The following is a 17,141-nucleotide window of genomic DNA, read 5'->3' as shown; positions in this document are numbered from 1 at the left end:
GTGTCCCACCGTAATGCACCCCTGACCGAGACCGGACGCCTGCGCCTGGCCCGCTGCGTGGTCGAGGACGGCTGGCCCCTGCGCCGGGCCGCCGAACGCTTCCAGGTCTCGCCCACCACCGCGCAGCGCTGGGCCGACCGCTACCGGCGACTCGGCGAGGCCGGGATGCGGGATCTGTCCTCCCGCCCGCACACGAGCCCGCGCCGCACCCCGACCCGCATCGAACGCCGGATCATCAAGGTCCGCATCCTGCGCCGCTGGGGCCCGGCCCGCATCGCACACCTGCTGCACCTGGTGCCCTCGACCGTGCACCGCGTCCTGACCCGCTACGGCCTGGCCCGCCTCACCCACCTGGACCGGGCCACCGGCCGTGTCATACGCCGCTACGAACGCGAGCGGCCCGGCGAACTCGTGCACGTCGACATCAAGAAGCTCGGCAACATCCCCGACGGCGGCGGACACAAGGTCCTGGGCCGCCAGGCCGGCCGCAAGAACCGCAAGAACGCCGGCTACAGCTACCTCCACACCGCCGTCGACGACCACTCCCGCCTCGCCTACAGCGAGATCCTCTCGGACGAGAAGAAGGAGACCGCCACCGGCTTCTGGACCCGCGCCCACGCGTTCTTCGCCCAGGCCGGGATCACCGTCGAGCGGGTCCTGACCGACAACGGCTCCTGCTACCGCTCACGCGACTGGCGCGACCTGCTGGCAGCAGCCCAGATCACCCACAAACGCACCCGGCCCTACCGGCCACAGACCAACGGCAAGGTCGAACGCTTCAACCGCACCCTGCTCGACGAATGGGCCTACGCCCGCCCCTACCGCTCGGAGACCGAACGCCGCGAGGCGTTCCCCGGGTGGCTGCACACCTACAATCACCACCGCGGACACACCGCGCTGAAAGGCCAACCACCCGCCAGCCGCGTCCCCAACCTCTCAGGGCAATACAGCTAGCGCGGTGGCCGGGGTCGTTCACCGGGTCGCGCGGCCTTCGGCCGCGCGTGTCCTCCATCGCCGGACGGGCTCAGAACGAGCGCTACTCCTCCTCGCTGGCGATCGCGTTCACGGCGGCTGCCGCCATGGCGCTGCCGCCGCGGCGGCCCCGCACCGCCAGGTACTCCAGGCCGGAGGGATTCGCGGCCAGGGCGTCCTTCGACTCGGCCGCGCCGACGAAGCCGACCGGTACGCCGATGACCGCCGCCGGACGCGGCGCCCCGGCCTCGATCATCTCCAGCAGCCGGAAGAGCGAGGTGGGGGCGTTGCCGACGGCGACCACGGCGCCGTCGAGGTGGTTCCGCCACAGCTCCATCGCGGCGGCGCTGCGGGTCGTGCCGAGCTTCGCGGCGAGGTCGGGGACGGCGGGGTCGGTCAGGGTGCACAGCACCTCGTTGTCCGCGGGGAGCCGCTTGCGGGTCACGCCGCTGGCCACCATGGACACGTCGCAGAGGATCGGCGCCCCCGCGCGCAGCGCGGCCCGCGCGTCCGCCACCACGGACGGGCTGTAGGCCAGATCCCGTACGAGGTCGGTCATCCCGCAGGCGTGGATCATGCGGACCGCGACCTGCGCCACGTCCTGCGGCAGGCCGTCGAGCCGCGACTCGGCGCGGATGATGGCGAAGGAGCGGCGGTAGATCTCCGCCCCGTCCTTCTCGTACTCGTACTCGGTCACGTTGTCCCTCTGGTCCCGCGTCTGGTTCCGGCCCTGCTTCTGGTCCTGGTCAGCGGCGAGGATACCCACCGCCCGGCGTCGTCGCGGAGGCGTACTCCGGGCTCGCGCTCGCGCGGGTGTCCGTAGTGCGAGATCGCCGTCTCACCGTCATCGGCGATGTGTATAGTCCCCGGCATGGGATCCGGCGTCGAGCTTGTCACGCGCGCGCACATCGACCTGCTCAGGGTCGCGACCGCGCTGTGTAGCTGACCCTTCGCGTCCTTTTCTCCCGCGCTTCCTCCTGGCCCTCGGGCACCCCCTCGGTTCAACGTTGATCCTCTGATTCAACGTTGAACCAGAGCCGTTCCCCATCGCCGCACCCCGATTGCGAGCACCCCCATGACCGCCGTGCATCTGCACTGGTTCCTGCCGACCACCGGTGACGACCGCTCCGTGGTCGGTGTCACCGCCCGCGACTCCCTCCAGTCGCGCGGCACCACCCGGCCGCCGACCCTGGAGTACCTCGGTCAGGTCGCCCGGGCCGCCGAATCGGCCGGGTTCGAGGCCGTGTTGACCCCGACCGGCAGCGACTGCGAGGACTCCTGGCTGACCACGGCGGCCCTGATCCCGCAGACCACCCGGCTGAGGTTCCTGGTGGCCTTCCGCCCCGGGGTGATCGCACCGCCGTTGGCCGCGCAGATGGCGGCCACCTACCAACGGCTCTCCGGCGGGAGGCTGTTGCTCAACATCGTCACCGGCAGCGACGCCGACGAGCAGCGCGCCTACGGCGACTGGCTGGACCACGACGGGCGTTACGCCCGCACCGACGAGTTCCTGACCCTGCTGCGCCGGGCGTGGAGCGGCGAGGCCTACGACTTCGAGGGCGCCCACTACCGGATCGGCAACGGCCGCCTGCGCAGGCCCCCGGCCGCCGCGCCGCCGGTGTTCTTCGGAGGCTCCTCGCCCGCCGCCCTGCCGGTCGCCGCACGGCACGCCGACACATATCTGACCTGGGGCGAACCGCCGGCCGCGGTGGCCGCCAAGATCGCCCGGGTACGGGAACTCGCCGCCGCGCAGGGCCGGGAGCTCTCCTACGGCATCCGGCTGCACGTCATCAGCCGGGACACCGCCGACGAGGCCTGGGCCGAGGCCGACCGGATCCTGGCCACCCTCGACCCGGCCGCCATCGCCGCCGCCCACCGGCGGTTCCGTGCCTCGGAGTCGGCCGGGCAGCGGGCCATGGCCGCGCTCAGCGACGGCCGGACCGACCGGCTGGAGATCCACCCCAACCTCTGGGCCGGCTTCGGCCTCGTACGGCCCGGTGCGGGCACCGCGCTGGTCGGCAGCCACGAGCAGGTCGCCGAACGCATCGAGGAGTACGCCGACCTGGGCATCGAGCACTTCGTCCTCTCCGGGCAGCCGCACCTGGAAGAGGCCATCCGCTTCGGCGAGGGCGTACGGCCCGTGCTGGCCGCACGCGGTCTGCTCGCCGACTCGCCTGCCCCCGCCAATGTCTGACGGACCATCACTTCTTCATTCTCGTCAAGGAACAGGACACACCCTCATGAGCACGCTCGACAGACGCTCCGCCCTCCGTCTCTTCGGCGCCGCCGGACTCGGCCTCGCCGCGACCGCATGCGCGGGCCCCGGCTCCGGTTCCGGCTCGGCCGACGGCTCCGCGTCGCCCTCGGGACCGGCCACCGCCGGCGCCGTCAAGGGCACCGTCTCGTTCGCCCACTGGCGGGCGGAGGACAAGGCGGTCATCGCCGGGCTGACAGCCGCCTTCACCAAGCGGCACCCGGGCGCGAAGGTCGAGCAGGACATCTCCCCGTCGGCCGACTACCAGACCACCGCCCTGCGCCGTATCCGGGGCTCCAGAACCGGCGACCTGTTCACCGCCTTCCGCGGCGCCCAGTTCGAGCAGCTCGTCAAGGCCGGTGTCTACGCGCCGCTGACCGGCACCGGCGTCGTCAAGCAGTACCAGAGCGGCCTGATAGGCCCCGGCGCGCTCAAGGGCGTCCAGTACGGGCTGCCGTACCAGCTGGTCTTCAACATGCCGCTGGCCAACACCGACGCCCTGGACAAGGCCGGCCACACCGGCGCGCCCAAGGACTGGGACGGCTTCCTCCAGCTGCTGGACGACCTGAAGTCCAAGGGCTTCACGCCCATCGCCTGGCCCGGCGGGGACGCGGCCAACGCCGGCCAGCTCCTCAACACCATGGTCATGAACAACGCCCCCACCGACGACGCCTTCACGAAGATCGAGTCCGGCGACTACAAGACCACCGACGACTGGTTCCTGACCACCCTCAAGCAGTACGCCGAACTCACCCCCTACTTCCAGGCCCGCGCCACCGGCTCCACCACCGACGCCGTCACCCAGCTCTTCGCCAAGGGCAAGGCCGGCCTGCTGGCCACCGGCTCCTTCCAGATGGCCGGAGTCCGCGCGCTCGGCGCGAAGTTCCCCTTCGACCTGCTCGCGCCGATCACCACCACCGCCGCCAAGGCGAAGTACGAGGGCGTCTTCAACACCACCTTCGTCCTCGGCGTGAACAGAGCCTCCACCGTCCAGCCCGCCGCCTACGCCTTCCTCGACTTCCTCAGCGACCCGGCCAACGCCGGTACGTACGCCAACGGCACCGGCCAGCACGTCACCGTCGAGGGTGTGGAGTACACCAACACCGACCTCAAGGCCCTCGCCCCCTGGCTCAAGCGCAAGACCCTGCTCGCGCCCCGGTTCCAGTTCCTGAACCTCGACATCCGCACGGCGGTCGAGAACGCCGCCGTCGCCGTCGTCGGCGGCACCGAGCCGGCGAAGGCGGCCGAGGAGGCCCAGCGTGTCATCGACCAGAAGCGTGCCTGACGTCCGCCGGCCGCCGTACCGGAAGCGTGACCGTCAGCACGACCACAACCCCGCCGGCCGCACCACGCCGGCGGGTTCCGCCGCCGGCACCCGCCACCGCCCCCGGCGGCGGCGGGTGCGGGTGCCGGCGGCCCTGTGGTTCTTCCCGGTGCCCGCGCTGGCGCTCTACCTGTTCTTCTTCGCCTACCCCACCGTGCAGGCGGTGCAGTACGCGCTCACCGACTGGGACGGCTACAGCGCGGGCTACCACAGCGTCGGCCTGGACAACTTCGCCACCCTGGCCACCGGCGACGACGTCTTCCGCAACGCGGCCACGAACAACCTCAAGCTCACCGTGACCGTCGTCCTCGCCCAGACCGCGCTGGCCCTCGGGCTCGCGCTCCACCTGGCCCGCAGCACCCGCGCCGGGGCACTGCTGCGGACCCTGTTCTTCCTCCCCACCGTCCTGTCCTCGGTCTCGGTCGCCTTCGTCTGGCGGTTCGTCTACGACCCCGACGGCGGGCTGCTCAACTCCGCCCTGCGCGCGATCGGCCTGGACGGATGGCAGTCCGTCTACCTCGGCGATCCCGGCAAGGCCGTCTTCTGGCTGGCACTCACCCAGGTGTGGTTCCACGCCGGCCAGATGACGGTTGTCTTCATCGCCGGACTCCAGGCCATCCCGCGCGAGCTCTACGAAGCCGCGGAACTGGACGGCGCCGGGCGCCTGGCCCGCTTCCGGTACGTCACCTGGCCACTGGTCGCGCCGGCCACCGCGATCGTGGTCGCGTACACCACCGTCCAGTCCTTCAAGGCCTTCGACCTGGTGCTCGGCCTGGGCGGCAATCCACCGGGACCGGCCCTGGACCTGCTGTCCACCCGCGTCTACACGACCTTCTCCAACAACCAGTTCGGCTACGCCGCCGCCCAGTCCCTGGTCTTCATGGCGCTGATCGCGCTGCTCACCTGGGTCCAGCGACGTGCCCTGCGGAGGAACTGAACGTGCCGCACAAGCTCCTACGACCCGCGGTCCTCGCGCTGGGCGCGGCAGCCGTCCTGGCGCCGCTCCTGGTGGTGTTCTTCGGGACCTTCAAGACCCTGCCCGAGCTGTTCTCCTCACCGCTGGCCCCGCCCGCGCACCCCACCCTCGACAACTACCGCCAGGCTGTCGAGGAGGGCGGCCTCGGCACCGCCTTCCGCAACAGCCTGCTCGTCACGGCCGCCGCCGTCACCCTGACCCTGGTCACCGCGAGCCTGGCCGCGTTCTTCTGCGCCCGCGTCCCGGGACGCATCAGCTGGGCGGTCTTCGGCCTGCTCGTCGCCGGCCTCGCGGTGCCCCCGCAGGCGGCGATCGTCCCGCAGTACGTGCTCTTCGACCGGCTCGGCCTCACCGACAGCCTGCTCGGCCTGGTCGTCGTCGACACCACGATGACGCTGCCCACAGCCGTCTTCATCCTCGGCGGCTTCCTGCGCGGCATCCCCGAGGAGCTGTACGAGGCCGCCGAACTGGACGGCGCCGGGCCGCTGCGCGCCTTCCGCTCCATCGCCATGCCGCTCACCCGGCCCGCGCTGGCCACCACCGGGATCTTCCTGTGCGTGATGGACTGGAACGACCTGTTCTACCCGCTCTTCTTCGTCCGCTCCCCGGAACACCGCACCCTGCCGCTCGCCCTCCTCAACTTCCAGGGCGAGTTCCTCACCCGCTACCCGCTGCTCTTCGCGGGCGTCGTCATCGCCTCCGCCCCCGTGCTGGTCGTCTACCTCTTCCTCCAGCGCTACTTCGTCTCCGGCCTCACGGCGGGCGCGGTGCGCGGCTAGCGCCGTGGCGCGCCTGTACTCAATCGCCCGGCTGGGGGGAGGACCGGCGCCCGGGGGTAGCCGGGGGCACTCGAACCGAGCCCGTCCGGCGGCCGTTACGCGCTGTCGCGGACGATCAGGCGGTGTCCGGCCCTGAGCACCGCGGGCGGGGCCGCGCGGACGGGGGCGGCGGGCGCGTCGATGCGGTCGAGCAGCGCCGTGATGGCCAGCCGGGCCAGTTCCGCCTTGTCGGGGGCGACCGTGGTGAGCGGTGGGGCCGCGTACCTGGCCTCCTCCACGTCGTCGAAGCCGACCACCGCCAGCTCGCCCGGCACCGTGACACCGCGCTGCCGCAGGGTGTGCAGGGCGCCCTCGGCGAGCGCGTCGGCGAAGCAGAACACCCCGTCCGGCGGCTCAACCAGCCCCAGCAGCGCGCTCATCGCGGCCGCCCCCTGGGCCCGGTGATACCCCGTCACCGCCGGGGCCAGCGCGGGGTCGTACGGCAGCCCGGCCGCGCGCAGCGCCTCCCGGTAACCGGCCAGCCGGGTGCTGGAGGTGGCCGCGTGCGGCACCTCCTGGCGGCCGATCACCGCGATCCGCCGCCGCCCGGCGGCCAGCAGATGCGCGGTGGCGGTACGGGCGGCCGCGGTGTTGTCGATCATCACATGCGGGCACGGCAACCGGTGCACCCGCTCGCCCAGCAGCACCAGCGGCACCCGTCCCGTCCTGCGGGCCACCGCCGCGTCGTCCAGGGCGAGCGGACTGAGGATCACCCCGTCGACCAGCGGGTCCGTGCGCCCGAGGGCGATCTCCAGCTCCGCTTCCGGCCGGCCCCCGGTGCACTCCACCAGCAGCGTGCAGCCCAGGGCCGCCGCCTGCCGCATCATATGCTCGGCCAGTTCGGCGAAGTACGGCATCGTCAGCTCCGGCACGGCCAGTGACAGCACCCCGCTGCGCCCGGTCCGCAGCCGCCGGGCCGCCGCGTTCGGCCGGTATCCCAGCTCCTCCACGGCCTTGAGCACCCGGTCGCGGGTCCCGGTGGAGAACCGCCCGGTGCCGCGCACCACGTTGGAGACCGTACGCATCGACACGCCGGCCCGCTCCGCCACGTCCCTCAGTCCGACAGCGCCGCTCACGGGCCAACCTTACGGCGCCCGGCCCGGTGGGGCGGTCGCCGGCCGCTTCGCTGGGCAGGATGGGGAGACGGCACCCGTACCGCACCCGTACCGCACGACCCTCGATTTACCACTCACGAGCGACGGAGCACCGCGATGGAGTATGTGAAGCTCGGTTCGACCGGCATGGACGTTTCCCGCGTCTGCCTGGGCTGTATGAGTTTCGGCGACCCGGCCCGGGGGTCGCACGAATGGACGCTGGACGCGGAGGCCTCGCGTCCGTTGATCCGCCGGGCGCTGGAGGCGGGGGTGAACTTCTTCGACACCGCCAATGTGTACTCCGACGGCACCAGCGAGGAGATCACCGGCCGCGCGCTGGCGGACTTCGCGCGGCGCGACGAGATCGTCCTGGCGACCAAGGTGCACGGCGCGATGCACTCCGGGCCGAACGCGCGCGGGCTGTCGCGCAAGACGATCCTCACCGAGATCGACAACAGTCTGCGGCGGCTGGGCACCGACTACGTCGACCTCTACCAGATCCACCGCTGGGATCCGGACACGCCCGTCGAGGAGACCATGGAGGCACTGCACGATGTGGTGAAGGCCGGCAAGGCCCGCTACATCGGGGCGAGTTCGATGTACGCCTGGCAGTTCTCCAAGGCCCAGTACACCGCGCGGCGGCACGGCTGGACGAGGTTCACGGCCATGCAGAACCACTACAACCTCCTCTACCGCGAGGAGGAACGCGAGATGCTCCCGCTCTGCGCCGACCAGGGCGTCGGCGTCATCCCCTGGAGCCCGCTGGCCCGTGGCCGCCTCACCCGTGACCCGGGCACCGACACCGCCCGCAGCCGCACCGACGAGTTCGGCCGGAACCTCTACGGCGACGGCGACGGCGACCGCGACATCATCGACACCGTCGCCCGTATCGCCGGCGAACGGGGCGTGTCCCGTGCCCAGGTCGCCCTGGCCTGGCTGCTGCACCAGCCGGGTGTGACCGCGCCCATCGTGGGCGCCACCAAGGACAGCCACCTCGACGACGCGCTGGCCGCCGTCACCCTCGGGCTGAGCGAGAAGGAACTCGAAGAGCTCGCCCGGCCCTACACTCCGCGCGCCGTCAGCGGACACTGAGCGGCGGGCCACCCACGGGCGGAGCGGGGCCGCCCGGGAGGGGGAGGGGCCGGAAGAGGGGGGTCACGGCTCCTGCACGCAGTACAGTGCGGCCCGGACCCGGTCCGGGGACCCGGCGCCCTCCTCGCCCTGCCAGCCCCGCACCCCGATCCGGACGCTCTCGCCGGGCAGCAGTGTGATCAGCCCCCGGTCGGCGCGGGCGTCCGGGGCGAGCCGGTCGGCCTGGAGCAGCAGGTCCCGTATCAGGGTGTGCGCCGTCACCACCACGCCGATCTCGTCCGCCCCGGCCCCCGGCACCTCCACGGTGATGTCGAGGCGCGGCTGCGGGTACGCGAACTCCCGGTCCGGCACCGGGAAATGGAAGGCCCGCAGCTCGTGCGGCTCATGCGGTTCCCCGCTGCCCGGGGCGGCAGAGGCGGCAGAGGCGGCCGAGGCGGCCGGAGCGGCAGAGGCGGCAGAGGCGACCAGGAACTCCTTGGCCGAGCCGGCCGGCGGCACCAGGTCCTGCGGGACGTCGATCCGGGCCACCGCGCGCGGCCCGGCGGTGACGCCGATCGCCGCCTCGGCCAGCACCGTGCCGTCGTTGCCGGTCCGGCGCAGGACGAGCGTGGTGGTCCAGGGCCTGGCGCCCTGGTTGACCACGGCGGCCACCAGGGCGACCGGCCGGACCCCCAGGGCCGTGCCGTCCTGCGGCTGGAGGGTGAGCAGCCGGTCCGCGTAGACCCGCTTCAGCTCGTGGTACAGCGGCTTGAGCCGGCCGTCCCCGTCGATCGCCGACCAGGAGGTGACCGGCCAGCAGTCGTTGAGCTGCCAGACCACGGTCCCGGCACACACCGGCCAGTGCGAGCGCCAGTGCTCGATACCGGCGGCCACCGCGCGGGCCTGGTTGACCTGGGTCAGATAGTGCCAGCGGTCGAAGTCGCCCTCCGGCGGGGCGAAGTGCGGGGCGAGACCCCGCTCCAGCTTGCCGTTGCCGTCCTCGGCCTTCTGGTGGTGCAGCATCCCCGGGGAGTCCGGCGCGAGCTGCTCCGCGCCGACGGCGCGCAGCGCGGTGGCGTACGCGGGCGGGGCCTGCCAGCCGAACTCCGCGACGAAGCGCGGCACGTTCTCCCGGTAGGCCGCGTAGTCCTTCCCGTTCCACACGTCCCACGAGTGATGGGTGCCGTGCGCCGGGTCGTTGGGGTGGTGGTCCCAGGAGCCGGACCAGGGGCTGCCCGCCGTGTAGGGCCGGGTCGGGTCCAGTTCGGCGACGATCCGGGGGAGCAGCCCGAGGTAGTAGCCCTCGCCCCAGGAGTTCCCGGCCAGTCCGGGTTCCCAGCCCCAGTCGCGGAAGGCCCACAGGTTCTCGTTGTTGCCGTTCCACAGCACCAGGCTGGGGTGCGGCATCAGGCGTACGACGTTCTCCCGGGCCTCGGCGTCGACCTCGCCGCGCAGCGGCTGCTCCTCGGGATAGGCGGCGCAGGCGAACAGGAAGTCCTGCCAGACCATCAGGCCCAGCTCGTCGCAGGCGTCGTAGAAGGCGTCCGACTCGTAGATGCCGCCGCCCCACACCCGCACCAGGTCGATACCCGCCCCGGCGGCCTGGGTGAGGCGGGCCCGGTAGCGCTCGGGCGTCACCCGGGTGATCAGGGCGTCGTCGGGGATCCAGTTGACGCCCCGGGCGAAGACCCGTACGCCGTTGACGACCAGGGTGAAGCCGGTGCCGTGCTCGTCGGGGGAGCGGTCCAGGCCGACGGTGCGGAAGCCGATTCGGCGGTGCCAGCCGTCGAGGGCGCGGTCACCGTCGTACAGCGTCAGCTCGACGTCGTACAGCGGCTGCCGGCCGTAGCCGCGCGGCCACCACAGCTCGGGCGCGTCGACCTCCAGGACGACGACGGCCTCGTCCCCGTCGAACTCCGCCTCGGCGTAGGCCCCACCGCGCGTTCCGCCGTGCGTCCCGCCGGCCGAGGCGCGGGCGGTGAGGGTCCGTCCCGCTCCGGCGGCGGTGCGCTCGACGTCGAGCCGCAGCTCTACGCGTCCGGTGCCGCCGTCCACCGTCACCAGCGGCCGGATCCGGCCGATGCGGGCGGTCGACCAGTGCTCCAGCCGGACCGGCTTCCAGATCCCGGCGGTGACCAGCGTCGGCCCCCAGTCCCAGCCGAAGCCGCAGGCCATCTTGCGGATGTAGTGGGCGGGTTCGGGATAGGCGTTGGGCCGCTCGCCGACCAGGTCGCGTACGGCGGCGGCCTCGGCGTAGGCGGAGGCGAACTCGACCCGCAGCTGTCCGGACAGCCCGGTGACGTCGAAGCGGTAGCCGCGGTGCATGTTGCGGGTGCTGCCCAGCAGACGTCCCGCCAGGGTGATCCCGGCCGCCGTGTCGAGCCCGTCGAAGACCAGGTCGGTGTGCTCGTGGCCGCCCTCGTACGGGGCGAGGGCGGTGTCGTACGTCCAGTCCCGGCGTCCGATCCAGGCCACGTCGGTCTCGTTGGTGCCGAGGAAGGGGTCGGGGATGAGTCCGGCGGCCAGCAGGTCGGTGTGGACGCAGCCCGGGACCCGGGCGGGCAGCGGAGCCCCGTCGTGCCGCAGGTTCCAGCCCTCGGTGAGCGGGGTGACGTCCTTCATGTGCGGCTCCCATCATGCGGCCCGGCCCTGACGAACGGCGACTCCCAACCTAGTGCGGCGACCCGGTTGGTTCACCGGGTCCGTCCGGTGGGCGTTCCGTCCTGACGTGCGGCTGGGCCGCCGACCGGGCGAGCGGGCAGGTGTCCCCGCCCAGAGGATCGGCGCCCTCAACGGCTCCGTCGTCCTCATCGCCCAGGTCATCTCCCGAATCGCCGGGAGCGGGGCCCAGGACCGAACGCCCGCCGGCCGGCCGGCTCTGAGATCATGGACCCGACGCGAACGTCAGTTCACGACACCGGGCCGGCAAGAAGGATGTGTGACCGCGCGTGGCGAATCTGCGGCTGCCCCAGGGCACCTCGGTGCTGTTCCAGGGCGACTCGATCACCGACGGCGGGCGCGGGCGGGACGGCGACCCCAACCACGTCCTCGGGCACAGCTACGCGTTCCTGGTCGCCGGGGCCGCCGGCGGCCGCAGCCCCGGACAGCGCTGGACGTTCAGCAACCGCGGCGTCAGCGGCGACCGGGTCACCGACCTCGCCGCCCGCTGGCAGACCGACACCCTGGACCTCGCCCCCGGCGTGGTGTCGGTCCTGGTCGGGATCAACGACGCGGCGGCCGACGTCCTGGGCGCCTGCGAGGACCCCGACGCCGAGCGCTACCGCGAGGTCTACGACGGACTCCTGCGGCGCACCCGCGAGGCGCTGCCCGGCGTACGCCTCGTCCTCGGCGAACCCTTCTCCCTGCCGGTGGGCCCGGACCCGCACTACACGGCCGAACTGGCGGCGGCCGTCGCGGTACGCCAGAACGTCGTGGCCGCCCTGGCCGCCGACCACGACGCCGTGTACGTGCGCTACCAGCGGGTCTTCGACGCGGCCGTGGACCGGGCCCCCGCGTCGTACTGGATCTGGGACGGCATCCACCCCACCTACGCGGGACACCAGCTGATGGCCGACGCCTGGGTGCGCGCCGTCTCCGACACGGAGGAGTGACCGGTGTGAAGCGGGCGGTGGTGTGGTGCCGGCCCGCCCGATCGCCGTCCTGGCAGGATGGCGGCATGGAACGTGTGCTTGGAATCGGTGGACACTTCATGCGCGCCGCCGACCCGGCGGCCCTGGGCGCGTGGTACCGCGACTGCCTGGGCCTGGACGCGGACGAGAACGGCCTGTGGCGTCAGGGAGCCGGGCCGACGGTGTTCGCGACGTTCGAGTCCGAGACCGACTACTTCGGGTCCCGCGCCCAGCAGACCATGCTCAACTTCCGGGTCCGCGACCTGGAGGCGATGCTCGCGCAACTGCGCGCCAAGGGAGCCGACGTGGCCGAAGAGACACAGGACATGGCGGGTGTCGGTCGATTCGGCTGGGTCACCGATCCCGAGGGCAATCGCGTCGAGCTGTGGCAGCCCGCCTGAACGCGACGTCGACGCGGTCGCTTCAGGCGGTGCGGTGTCATCCGGGTGACGCCGGCGACGGAAGGCACGCGCCGAGTCACCGGCTTCCTGGGGCCCCGCACTCCTGAGCAGGGCGCAGCCACAGCGATCCGGCTCGCACGCTGCCCGACTACGGCCCGACCGGTTCGTTCTTCGAGGACGACGGCGTCATCCCCTGGTGACCCCGAACCCGGCGCGGTGACGTCCCGTGCCGCCGGATCCCGGAGTGCGGCAGCTCGGTCAGGAGTACGGTGGCGTCAACTCCCCGTCGCGCGGGGGGAGACGGTAGAAAGTGCCGGCGGTGCCGTCCAGCACCGCCTGGATCTCGTGGCCGGACAGTCCGTCCAGCAGCGCGCCGACCGCGGCCGCCCACCGGTCCCAGCCGCCGGCCAGTACGCACACCGGCCAGTCGGAGCCGAACATCAGCCGTCCGGGGCCGAAGGCGGAGAGCAGTACGTCCCACACCGGCCGGAGGTCCGCGGTCGTCCACCGAGTGTGGTCGGCCTCGGTCACCAGCCCGGAGACCTTGCACACCACCTGCGGATGCGCGGCCAGCAGCCGCAACCACTTCTCCCATTCAGCCAGTTCGGCCCTACCGCCCTGCGCGATGGGCGGCTTGCCCGCGTGATCGAGGACCAGGCGCAGCCCGGGGAGGCGTTCGGCCAGCCGGATCGCGGACGGCAGCTGGTGCGCCCGGACCAGCACGTCGTAGCCGAGCCCGCGCTCGGCCAGGGCCGCCAGACCCCGTTCGGCATCGGGCCGTTGGAGCCACCAGGGGTCGGTCTCGGACTGGACGAGGTGGCGCACCGCCCGCAGATATCCGCCCCCGGGGCCCTCGCGCAGCAGGTCCAGCCTGTCGCCGATCGCGGGGGAGGTCAGGTCGGCCCAGCCGACGACCGCGCCGATCAGCGGATCGTCCCCGGCCAGGGCCAGCAGCTCCCGGGTCTCGGCGACGGACGGTACGCACTGCACGACCACCGTGGTCGTCAGCGGCCGCCCGGCGATCGTGCGGCCGGCCGCCGCGCGCAGGTCGTCCGCGCCGAAGGAACGCCGGATCGGCGCGTGGGCGGGCTCGTCCAGCCAGGGCTGCGGGCGGACGGCCAGGTCCCACAGGTGGTGGTGCGCGTCGACCAGCCGGGGCTGCGGGGTGTTGGGGCGGGTGTGAGGGCGGTCGTCCGGGCGGGCGTCGGGGTGGGCGTCGGGGTGGGAGTCCGGGCGGTCGTCCCGGCGGGCGTCGGGGTGGATGTCAGGCACAGGCGGTCCGGACGGGTCCGTCGGGGAAGGCGTACTCCTTGAGCGACTCCGGTCTGACCCGGGCGCACAGCCCAACGCCTCCGGAGTGCGGGCGGACCGGCACCCCGAACCTGGCGGTGAGCAGCCGCAACGCGGGGTTCATCGCATCGGAGCCGTCCAGATGGTCGGACGTGGGGAAGCGTACGTCCGGGACATCCAGGGCGGCGACGCGATAGGAATCGGGCAGAGCGGCAGACGTCATGGCAACACTCCCGTGAAGCGCAGGCCGGGTCGCGGCCCTGCGCCGACCGCACGCGGTGGTCCCGGCGGAGCTCCGCGATCACAAGGTTCCTGGTCACCTTAGGACGTGAAACATCCTATCCAGGGAGAGATTGGATCTCTGCATCGATGCGACGACGCACGTTCCGTCGCCGCCGGAGGGCCGTCAGGATCAGGTTCTTCGGCGCCGATCGGGGAAATGCGGTGAGCTGGTCGGACTTGCGGTCCGGTCTCGGCCTCCATCACACATGGGATGTATTCAGCGAACGCCTGGCGGCCGGGGTGTCAGTGGGTGTCAGGCGAGAGCGTGCGCGGCACGCGCCGGTCCCGCTGCTCGGCGGCAACCCCGGCTCGCGGCCGCCGAAGCCGACACCCTAGGGGAGGGCCGCTCCGGTGCAGCCCGCCGAACAGCGGATCCTGGGCATCCTGGAGTCCGTCCACCGACCTGACCCAGGCCGTTCAGCCGCGGAGCAGCTCCGCCGCCGCCAGGCTGAGACTGCCCTCGTGCCAGGACAGGCCGCGCAGATCACGGACGACGACCGCGGCGGCGGTGTCGAGGCCGCGCCGGCCGACACCGATGACCGTCGCCCCGGCGGCCGCTCCGGCGGCGGCTCCGGCCACGCTGTCTTCGAAGACCACCGTCAGGGCCGGGTCCAGGCCCAGTCGCCGCGCCGCCGCGCGGTAGCCGTCGGGGGAGGGCTTGCCGTGCGTCACGTCGTCCGCGGTGATCAGGACCGGCGGGGTGGGCAGCGCGGCCGCCGCCAGCCGGGCGCGGGCCAGGGCCGTCACGCCGGAGGTCACCACAGCCCACCGCTCACGCGGCAGGCTGCGCAGCAGCTCCAGCGCGCCGGGCAGTGCGGTGGTGCCCGCCGCCGCCTCGACCTCCAGCCGGTCGATCTCGGCCAGGGCGGTGGCCCGCTCCCCGGGGTCGGGGACGAGCAGCGCCACGGTGTCGGCGGCACGGCGGCCGTGCACCATGGCGCTGACCGTCCCGGGTGACAGCCCCCGGTCACGGGCCCACTGGCTCCAGGCCTGGTGGACGCCGTCGTCGGAGTCGACCAGGACGCCGTCGTTGTCGAAGAGCAGGCCCTGGCAGGGGATGGTGAGCACGGTCGTGTCACGGGGACGCGCAGTCATGGAGCCGCCTTTCGGGTGCCGGGAGCGCCGGGCGCCGGGGAGGACCATCATCCCGCACGGCATACGGCATACGGCATACGGCATACGGCATACGGCATACGGCATACGGCATACGGCATACGGCATAACGGGATACGGGATACGGGATACGGCATACGGCATACGGCATACGGCATAACGGGATACGGGATACGGGATGCGACATACGGCATACGGCATAACGGGATACGGGATACGGGATACGGGATACGGGATGCGACATACGGAGCTGTCCACCGGCTCGGCTCCTGACCGCTCCGGCGGGGACTTTGCCGTCTGGAAGTGTTACGTATAACCTGGCGTCCGCCGACCCACGACCCCTGGAGAAACCCGCATGCCTCGCATCGCCCTGGCGGCCCTCGTGGTCCGCGACTACGACGAGGCCATCGCCTTCTACACCGGTGCCCTCGGCTTCGAGCTGGTCGAGGACACGGCCCGCCCCGGCGGGTCCCGGTGGGTGGTCGTGCGGCCGCCCGGTGACGCCGGGGCCGGGCTTCTGCTGGCCAGGGCGAAGAACGACGTCCAGCGCGACCGGGTGGGTGACCAGACCGGTGGCCGGGTCGGTTTCTTCCTCTCCACCGAGGACTTCGACGGCGACTGCGCCCGGATGCGCGCGGCCGGCGTCAGGTTCCTGGAGGAGCCGCGCCACGAGCCGTACGGCTCGGTGGTCGTCTTCGAGGATCTGTACGGCAACCGATGGGACCTCCTGGAGCCCGCCGACACCACCCCCACCAAGGAGCAGCACGTATGACCACCCCCGCCGCCGTCCTCGACCTCGACGCGATCCGCCGTCTGCCGAAGGCCGTCCTGCACGACCACCTCGACGGCGGGCTGCGCCCGGCGACCCTGGTCGAGCTGGCGGCCACCGTCGGACACACGCTGCCCACCACCGACCCCGACGAGCTCGCCGCCTGGTACTACGAGGCCGCCAACTCCGGTGACCTGGTGCGCTACATCGCGACCTTCGAGCACACGCTGGCCGTCATGCAGACCCGTGAGGGCCTGCTGCGCACCGCCGAGGAGTACGTCCTCGACCTGGCCGCCGACGGTGTCGTCTACGGCGAGGTCCGCTACGCGCCCGAGCTGATGCTCGGCGGTGGCCTGAACCTCCCCGAGGTCGTCGAGACCGTCCAGGAGGGCCTGGCGGCCGGCATGGCCAAGGCCGCGGCGGCCGGCACCCCGGTACGGGTCGGCACCCTGCTGTGCGCGATGCGCATGGCCGACCGGGCCCGTGAGATAGCCGACCTGGCGGTGGCCTTCCGTGACGGAGGCGTCGTCGGCTTCGACATCGCCGGGGCCGAGGACGGCTTCCCGCCCGCCGACCACCTCGACGCCTTCGAGTACCTGCGCGGGGAGAACGTCCCCTTCACCATCCACGCCGGTGAGGCGCACGGCCTGCCCAGCATCCACCAGGCCGTGCAGGTCTGCGGCGCCCTGCGCATCGGCCACGGCGTGCGCATCACCGACGACATCACCGGTGACCTCACGGGCGGCACCGGCGGCACCGGCGGCACCGGCGACGCCAAGCTCGGCCGTCTCGCGGGCTGGGTCCGCGACCGCCGGATCGCGCTGGAGATGTGCCCCACCTCCAACCTGCAGACCGGCGCCGCGACCTCCGTCGCCGCCCACCCCATCACCGCGCTGCGCGACCTCGGCTTCCGTGTCACCCTGAACACGGACAACCGCCTGGTGTCCGGCACCACCATGACCCGCGAGATGTCGCTGCTGGTCACCGAGGCCGGCTGGACCCTGGACGACCTGCGCACGGTCACCGTCAACGCCCTCAAGAGCGCCTTCGTCCCCTACGACGAGCGCAACGCGATCATCCGCGACGTGGTCCTGCCGGGCTATGCCGCGGCCGCGGCAGCCGGGGCCAAGGCCGGGACGGAGTGAGCT

General features: G+C 72.5%; 17 protein-coding genes. 11 read left to right on the top strand and 6 right to left on the bottom strand.

The annotated features are described in order from the left end of the window. On the top strand, positions 1 to 954 hold the full coding sequence (locus RWE79_RS04825) for an IS481 family transposase (RefSeq protein ID WP_475938753.1): 954 nt from the start codon (positions 1 to 3) through the stop codon (positions 952 to 954). Between the two features lie 82 nt (positions 955 to 1,036). Here RWE79_RS04825 and RWE79_RS04820 read toward each other — a convergent pair whose 3' ends face one another. Then, positions 1,037 to 1,669 carry a precorrin-8X methylmutase gene (locus tag RWE79_RS04820; protein WP_475938752.1) on the bottom strand — a complete coding sequence of 211 codons (633 nt, stop codon included), beginning with the start codon at positions 1,667 to 1,669 and terminating at the stop codon, positions 1,037 to 1,039. 156 nt (positions 1,670 to 1,825) lie between these two features. Between RWE79_RS04820 and RWE79_RS04815 the strand changes: the two genes are divergently transcribed. The 5 genes from RWE79_RS04815 (at position 1,826) to RWE79_RS04795 (ending at position 6,305) form a co-directional block, all read left to right on the top strand. Then, positions 1,826 to 1,918 (top strand): putative leader peptide, encoded by a 93-nt coding sequence (locus RWE79_RS04815; protein ID WP_475938751.1) that lies wholly within the window; start codon positions 1,826 to 1,828, stop codon positions 1,916 to 1,918. 129 nt (positions 1,919 to 2,047) lie between these two features. After that, the gene (locus RWE79_RS04810; protein WP_475938750.1) at positions 2,048 to 3,166 is read left to right on the top strand and encodes an LLM class flavin-dependent oxidoreductase; all 1,119 of its coding nucleotides are present in this window, start codon (positions 2,048 to 2,050) and stop codon (positions 3,164 to 3,166) included. Positions 3,167 to 3,212: 46 nt separating this feature from the next. Beyond that, positions 3,213 to 4,511, top strand: a complete 1,299-nt coding sequence (locus RWE79_RS04805; protein ID WP_475938749.1) for an ABC transporter substrate-binding protein — start codon at positions 3,213 to 3,215, stop codon at positions 4,509 to 4,511. Further along, a complete protein-coding gene (locus RWE79_RS04800) occupies positions 4,486 to 5,487 on the top strand; it encodes a carbohydrate ABC transporter permease (protein WP_475938748.1) in 1,002 nt (333 codons plus the stop codon). The genes RWE79_RS04805 and RWE79_RS04800 overlap by 26 nt, the downstream gene beginning before the upstream one ends. Positions 5,488 to 5,489: 2 nt before the next feature. Then, on the top strand, positions 5,490 to 6,305 hold the full coding sequence (locus tag RWE79_RS04795) for a carbohydrate ABC transporter permease (protein ID WP_475938747.1): 816 nt from the start codon (positions 5,490 to 5,492) through the stop codon (positions 6,303 to 6,305). Positions 6,306 to 6,400: 95 nt separating this feature from the next. Here the strand turns inward: RWE79_RS04795 and RWE79_RS04790 are convergent, their stop codons facing one another. After that, complete coding sequence (locus RWE79_RS04790) at positions 6,401 to 7,420, bottom strand: LacI family DNA-binding transcriptional regulator (RefSeq protein WP_475938746.1); 1,020 nt, start codon at positions 7,418 to 7,420, stop codon at positions 6,401 to 6,403. Positions 7,421 to 7,555: 135 nt separating this feature from the next. Between RWE79_RS04790 and RWE79_RS04785 the strand changes: the two genes are divergently transcribed. Further along, complete coding sequence (locus RWE79_RS04785) at positions 7,556 to 8,530, top strand: aldo/keto reductase (protein WP_475938745.1); 975 nt, start codon at positions 7,556 to 7,558, stop codon at positions 8,528 to 8,530. 63 nt (positions 8,531 to 8,593) lie between these two features. Here the strand turns inward: RWE79_RS04785 and RWE79_RS04780 are convergent, their stop codons facing one another. After that, positions 8,594 to 11,131, bottom strand: coding sequence for a glycoside hydrolase family 2 protein (locus RWE79_RS04780; protein ID WP_475938744.1), 2,538 nt, complete (start codon positions 11,129 to 11,131; stop codon positions 8,594 to 8,596). A 326-nt stretch (positions 11,132 to 11,457) separates the two neighbouring features. Here RWE79_RS04780 and RWE79_RS04775 point away from each other — a divergent pair, with 326 nt between their 5' ends. Both RWE79_RS04775 and RWE79_RS04770 read left to right on the top strand, forming a co-directional pair. Then, positions 11,458 to 12,120, top strand: a complete 663-nt coding sequence (locus RWE79_RS04775) for an SGNH/GDSL hydrolase family protein (protein WP_475938743.1) — start codon at positions 11,458 to 11,460, stop codon at positions 12,118 to 12,120. Positions 12,121 to 12,185: 65 nt separating this feature from the next. Continuing rightward, the gene (locus tag RWE79_RS04770; RefSeq protein ID WP_475938742.1) at positions 12,186 to 12,539 is read left to right on the top strand and encodes a VOC family protein; all 354 of its coding nucleotides are present in this window, start codon (positions 12,186 to 12,188) and stop codon (positions 12,537 to 12,539) included. A gap of 258 nt (positions 12,540 to 12,797) precedes the next feature. Here the strand turns inward: RWE79_RS04770 and RWE79_RS04765 are convergent, their stop codons facing one another. The 3 genes from RWE79_RS04765 to RWE79_RS04755 form a co-directional block, all read right to left on the bottom strand. Beyond that, complete coding sequence (locus RWE79_RS04765) at positions 12,798 to 13,691, bottom strand: amidohydrolase family protein (RefSeq protein ID WP_475945604.1); 894 nt, start codon at positions 13,689 to 13,691, stop codon at positions 12,798 to 12,800. A 112-nt stretch (positions 13,692 to 13,803) separates the two neighbouring features. Continuing rightward, positions 13,804 to 14,052 carry a hypothetical protein gene (locus tag RWE79_RS04760; RefSeq protein ID WP_475946433.1) on the bottom strand — a complete coding sequence of 83 codons (249 nt, stop codon included), beginning with the start codon at positions 14,050 to 14,052 and terminating at the stop codon, positions 13,804 to 13,806. Between the two features lie 476 nt (positions 14,053 to 14,528). Continuing rightward, positions 14,529 to 15,206, bottom strand: a complete 678-nt coding sequence (locus RWE79_RS04755) for an HAD-IA family hydrolase (protein WP_475938741.1) — start codon at positions 15,204 to 15,206, stop codon at positions 14,529 to 14,531. Between the two features lie 373 nt (positions 15,207 to 15,579). On the opposite strand from RWE79_RS04755, the gene RWE79_RS04750 reads away from it, so the two are divergent. Both RWE79_RS04750 and RWE79_RS04745 read left to right on the top strand, forming a co-directional pair. Beyond that, the gene (locus RWE79_RS04750) at positions 15,580 to 15,996 is read left to right on the top strand and encodes a VOC family protein (protein ID WP_475938740.1); all 417 of its coding nucleotides are present in this window, start codon (positions 15,580 to 15,582) and stop codon (positions 15,994 to 15,996) included. Beyond that, on the top strand, positions 15,993 to 17,138 hold the full coding sequence (locus RWE79_RS04745) for an adenosine deaminase (protein ID WP_475938739.1): 1,146 nt from the start codon (positions 15,993 to 15,995) through the stop codon (positions 17,136 to 17,138). The genes RWE79_RS04750 and RWE79_RS04745 overlap by 4 nt, the downstream gene beginning before the upstream one ends. Positions 17,139 to 17,141 lie beyond the last annotated feature (3 nt).

This window comes from Streptomyces sp. RLA131 (genome assembly GCF_056270125.1).
Note: the sequence above shows the minus strand (reverse complement) of the source record. Positions and strands in the feature narration are given on the sequence as shown.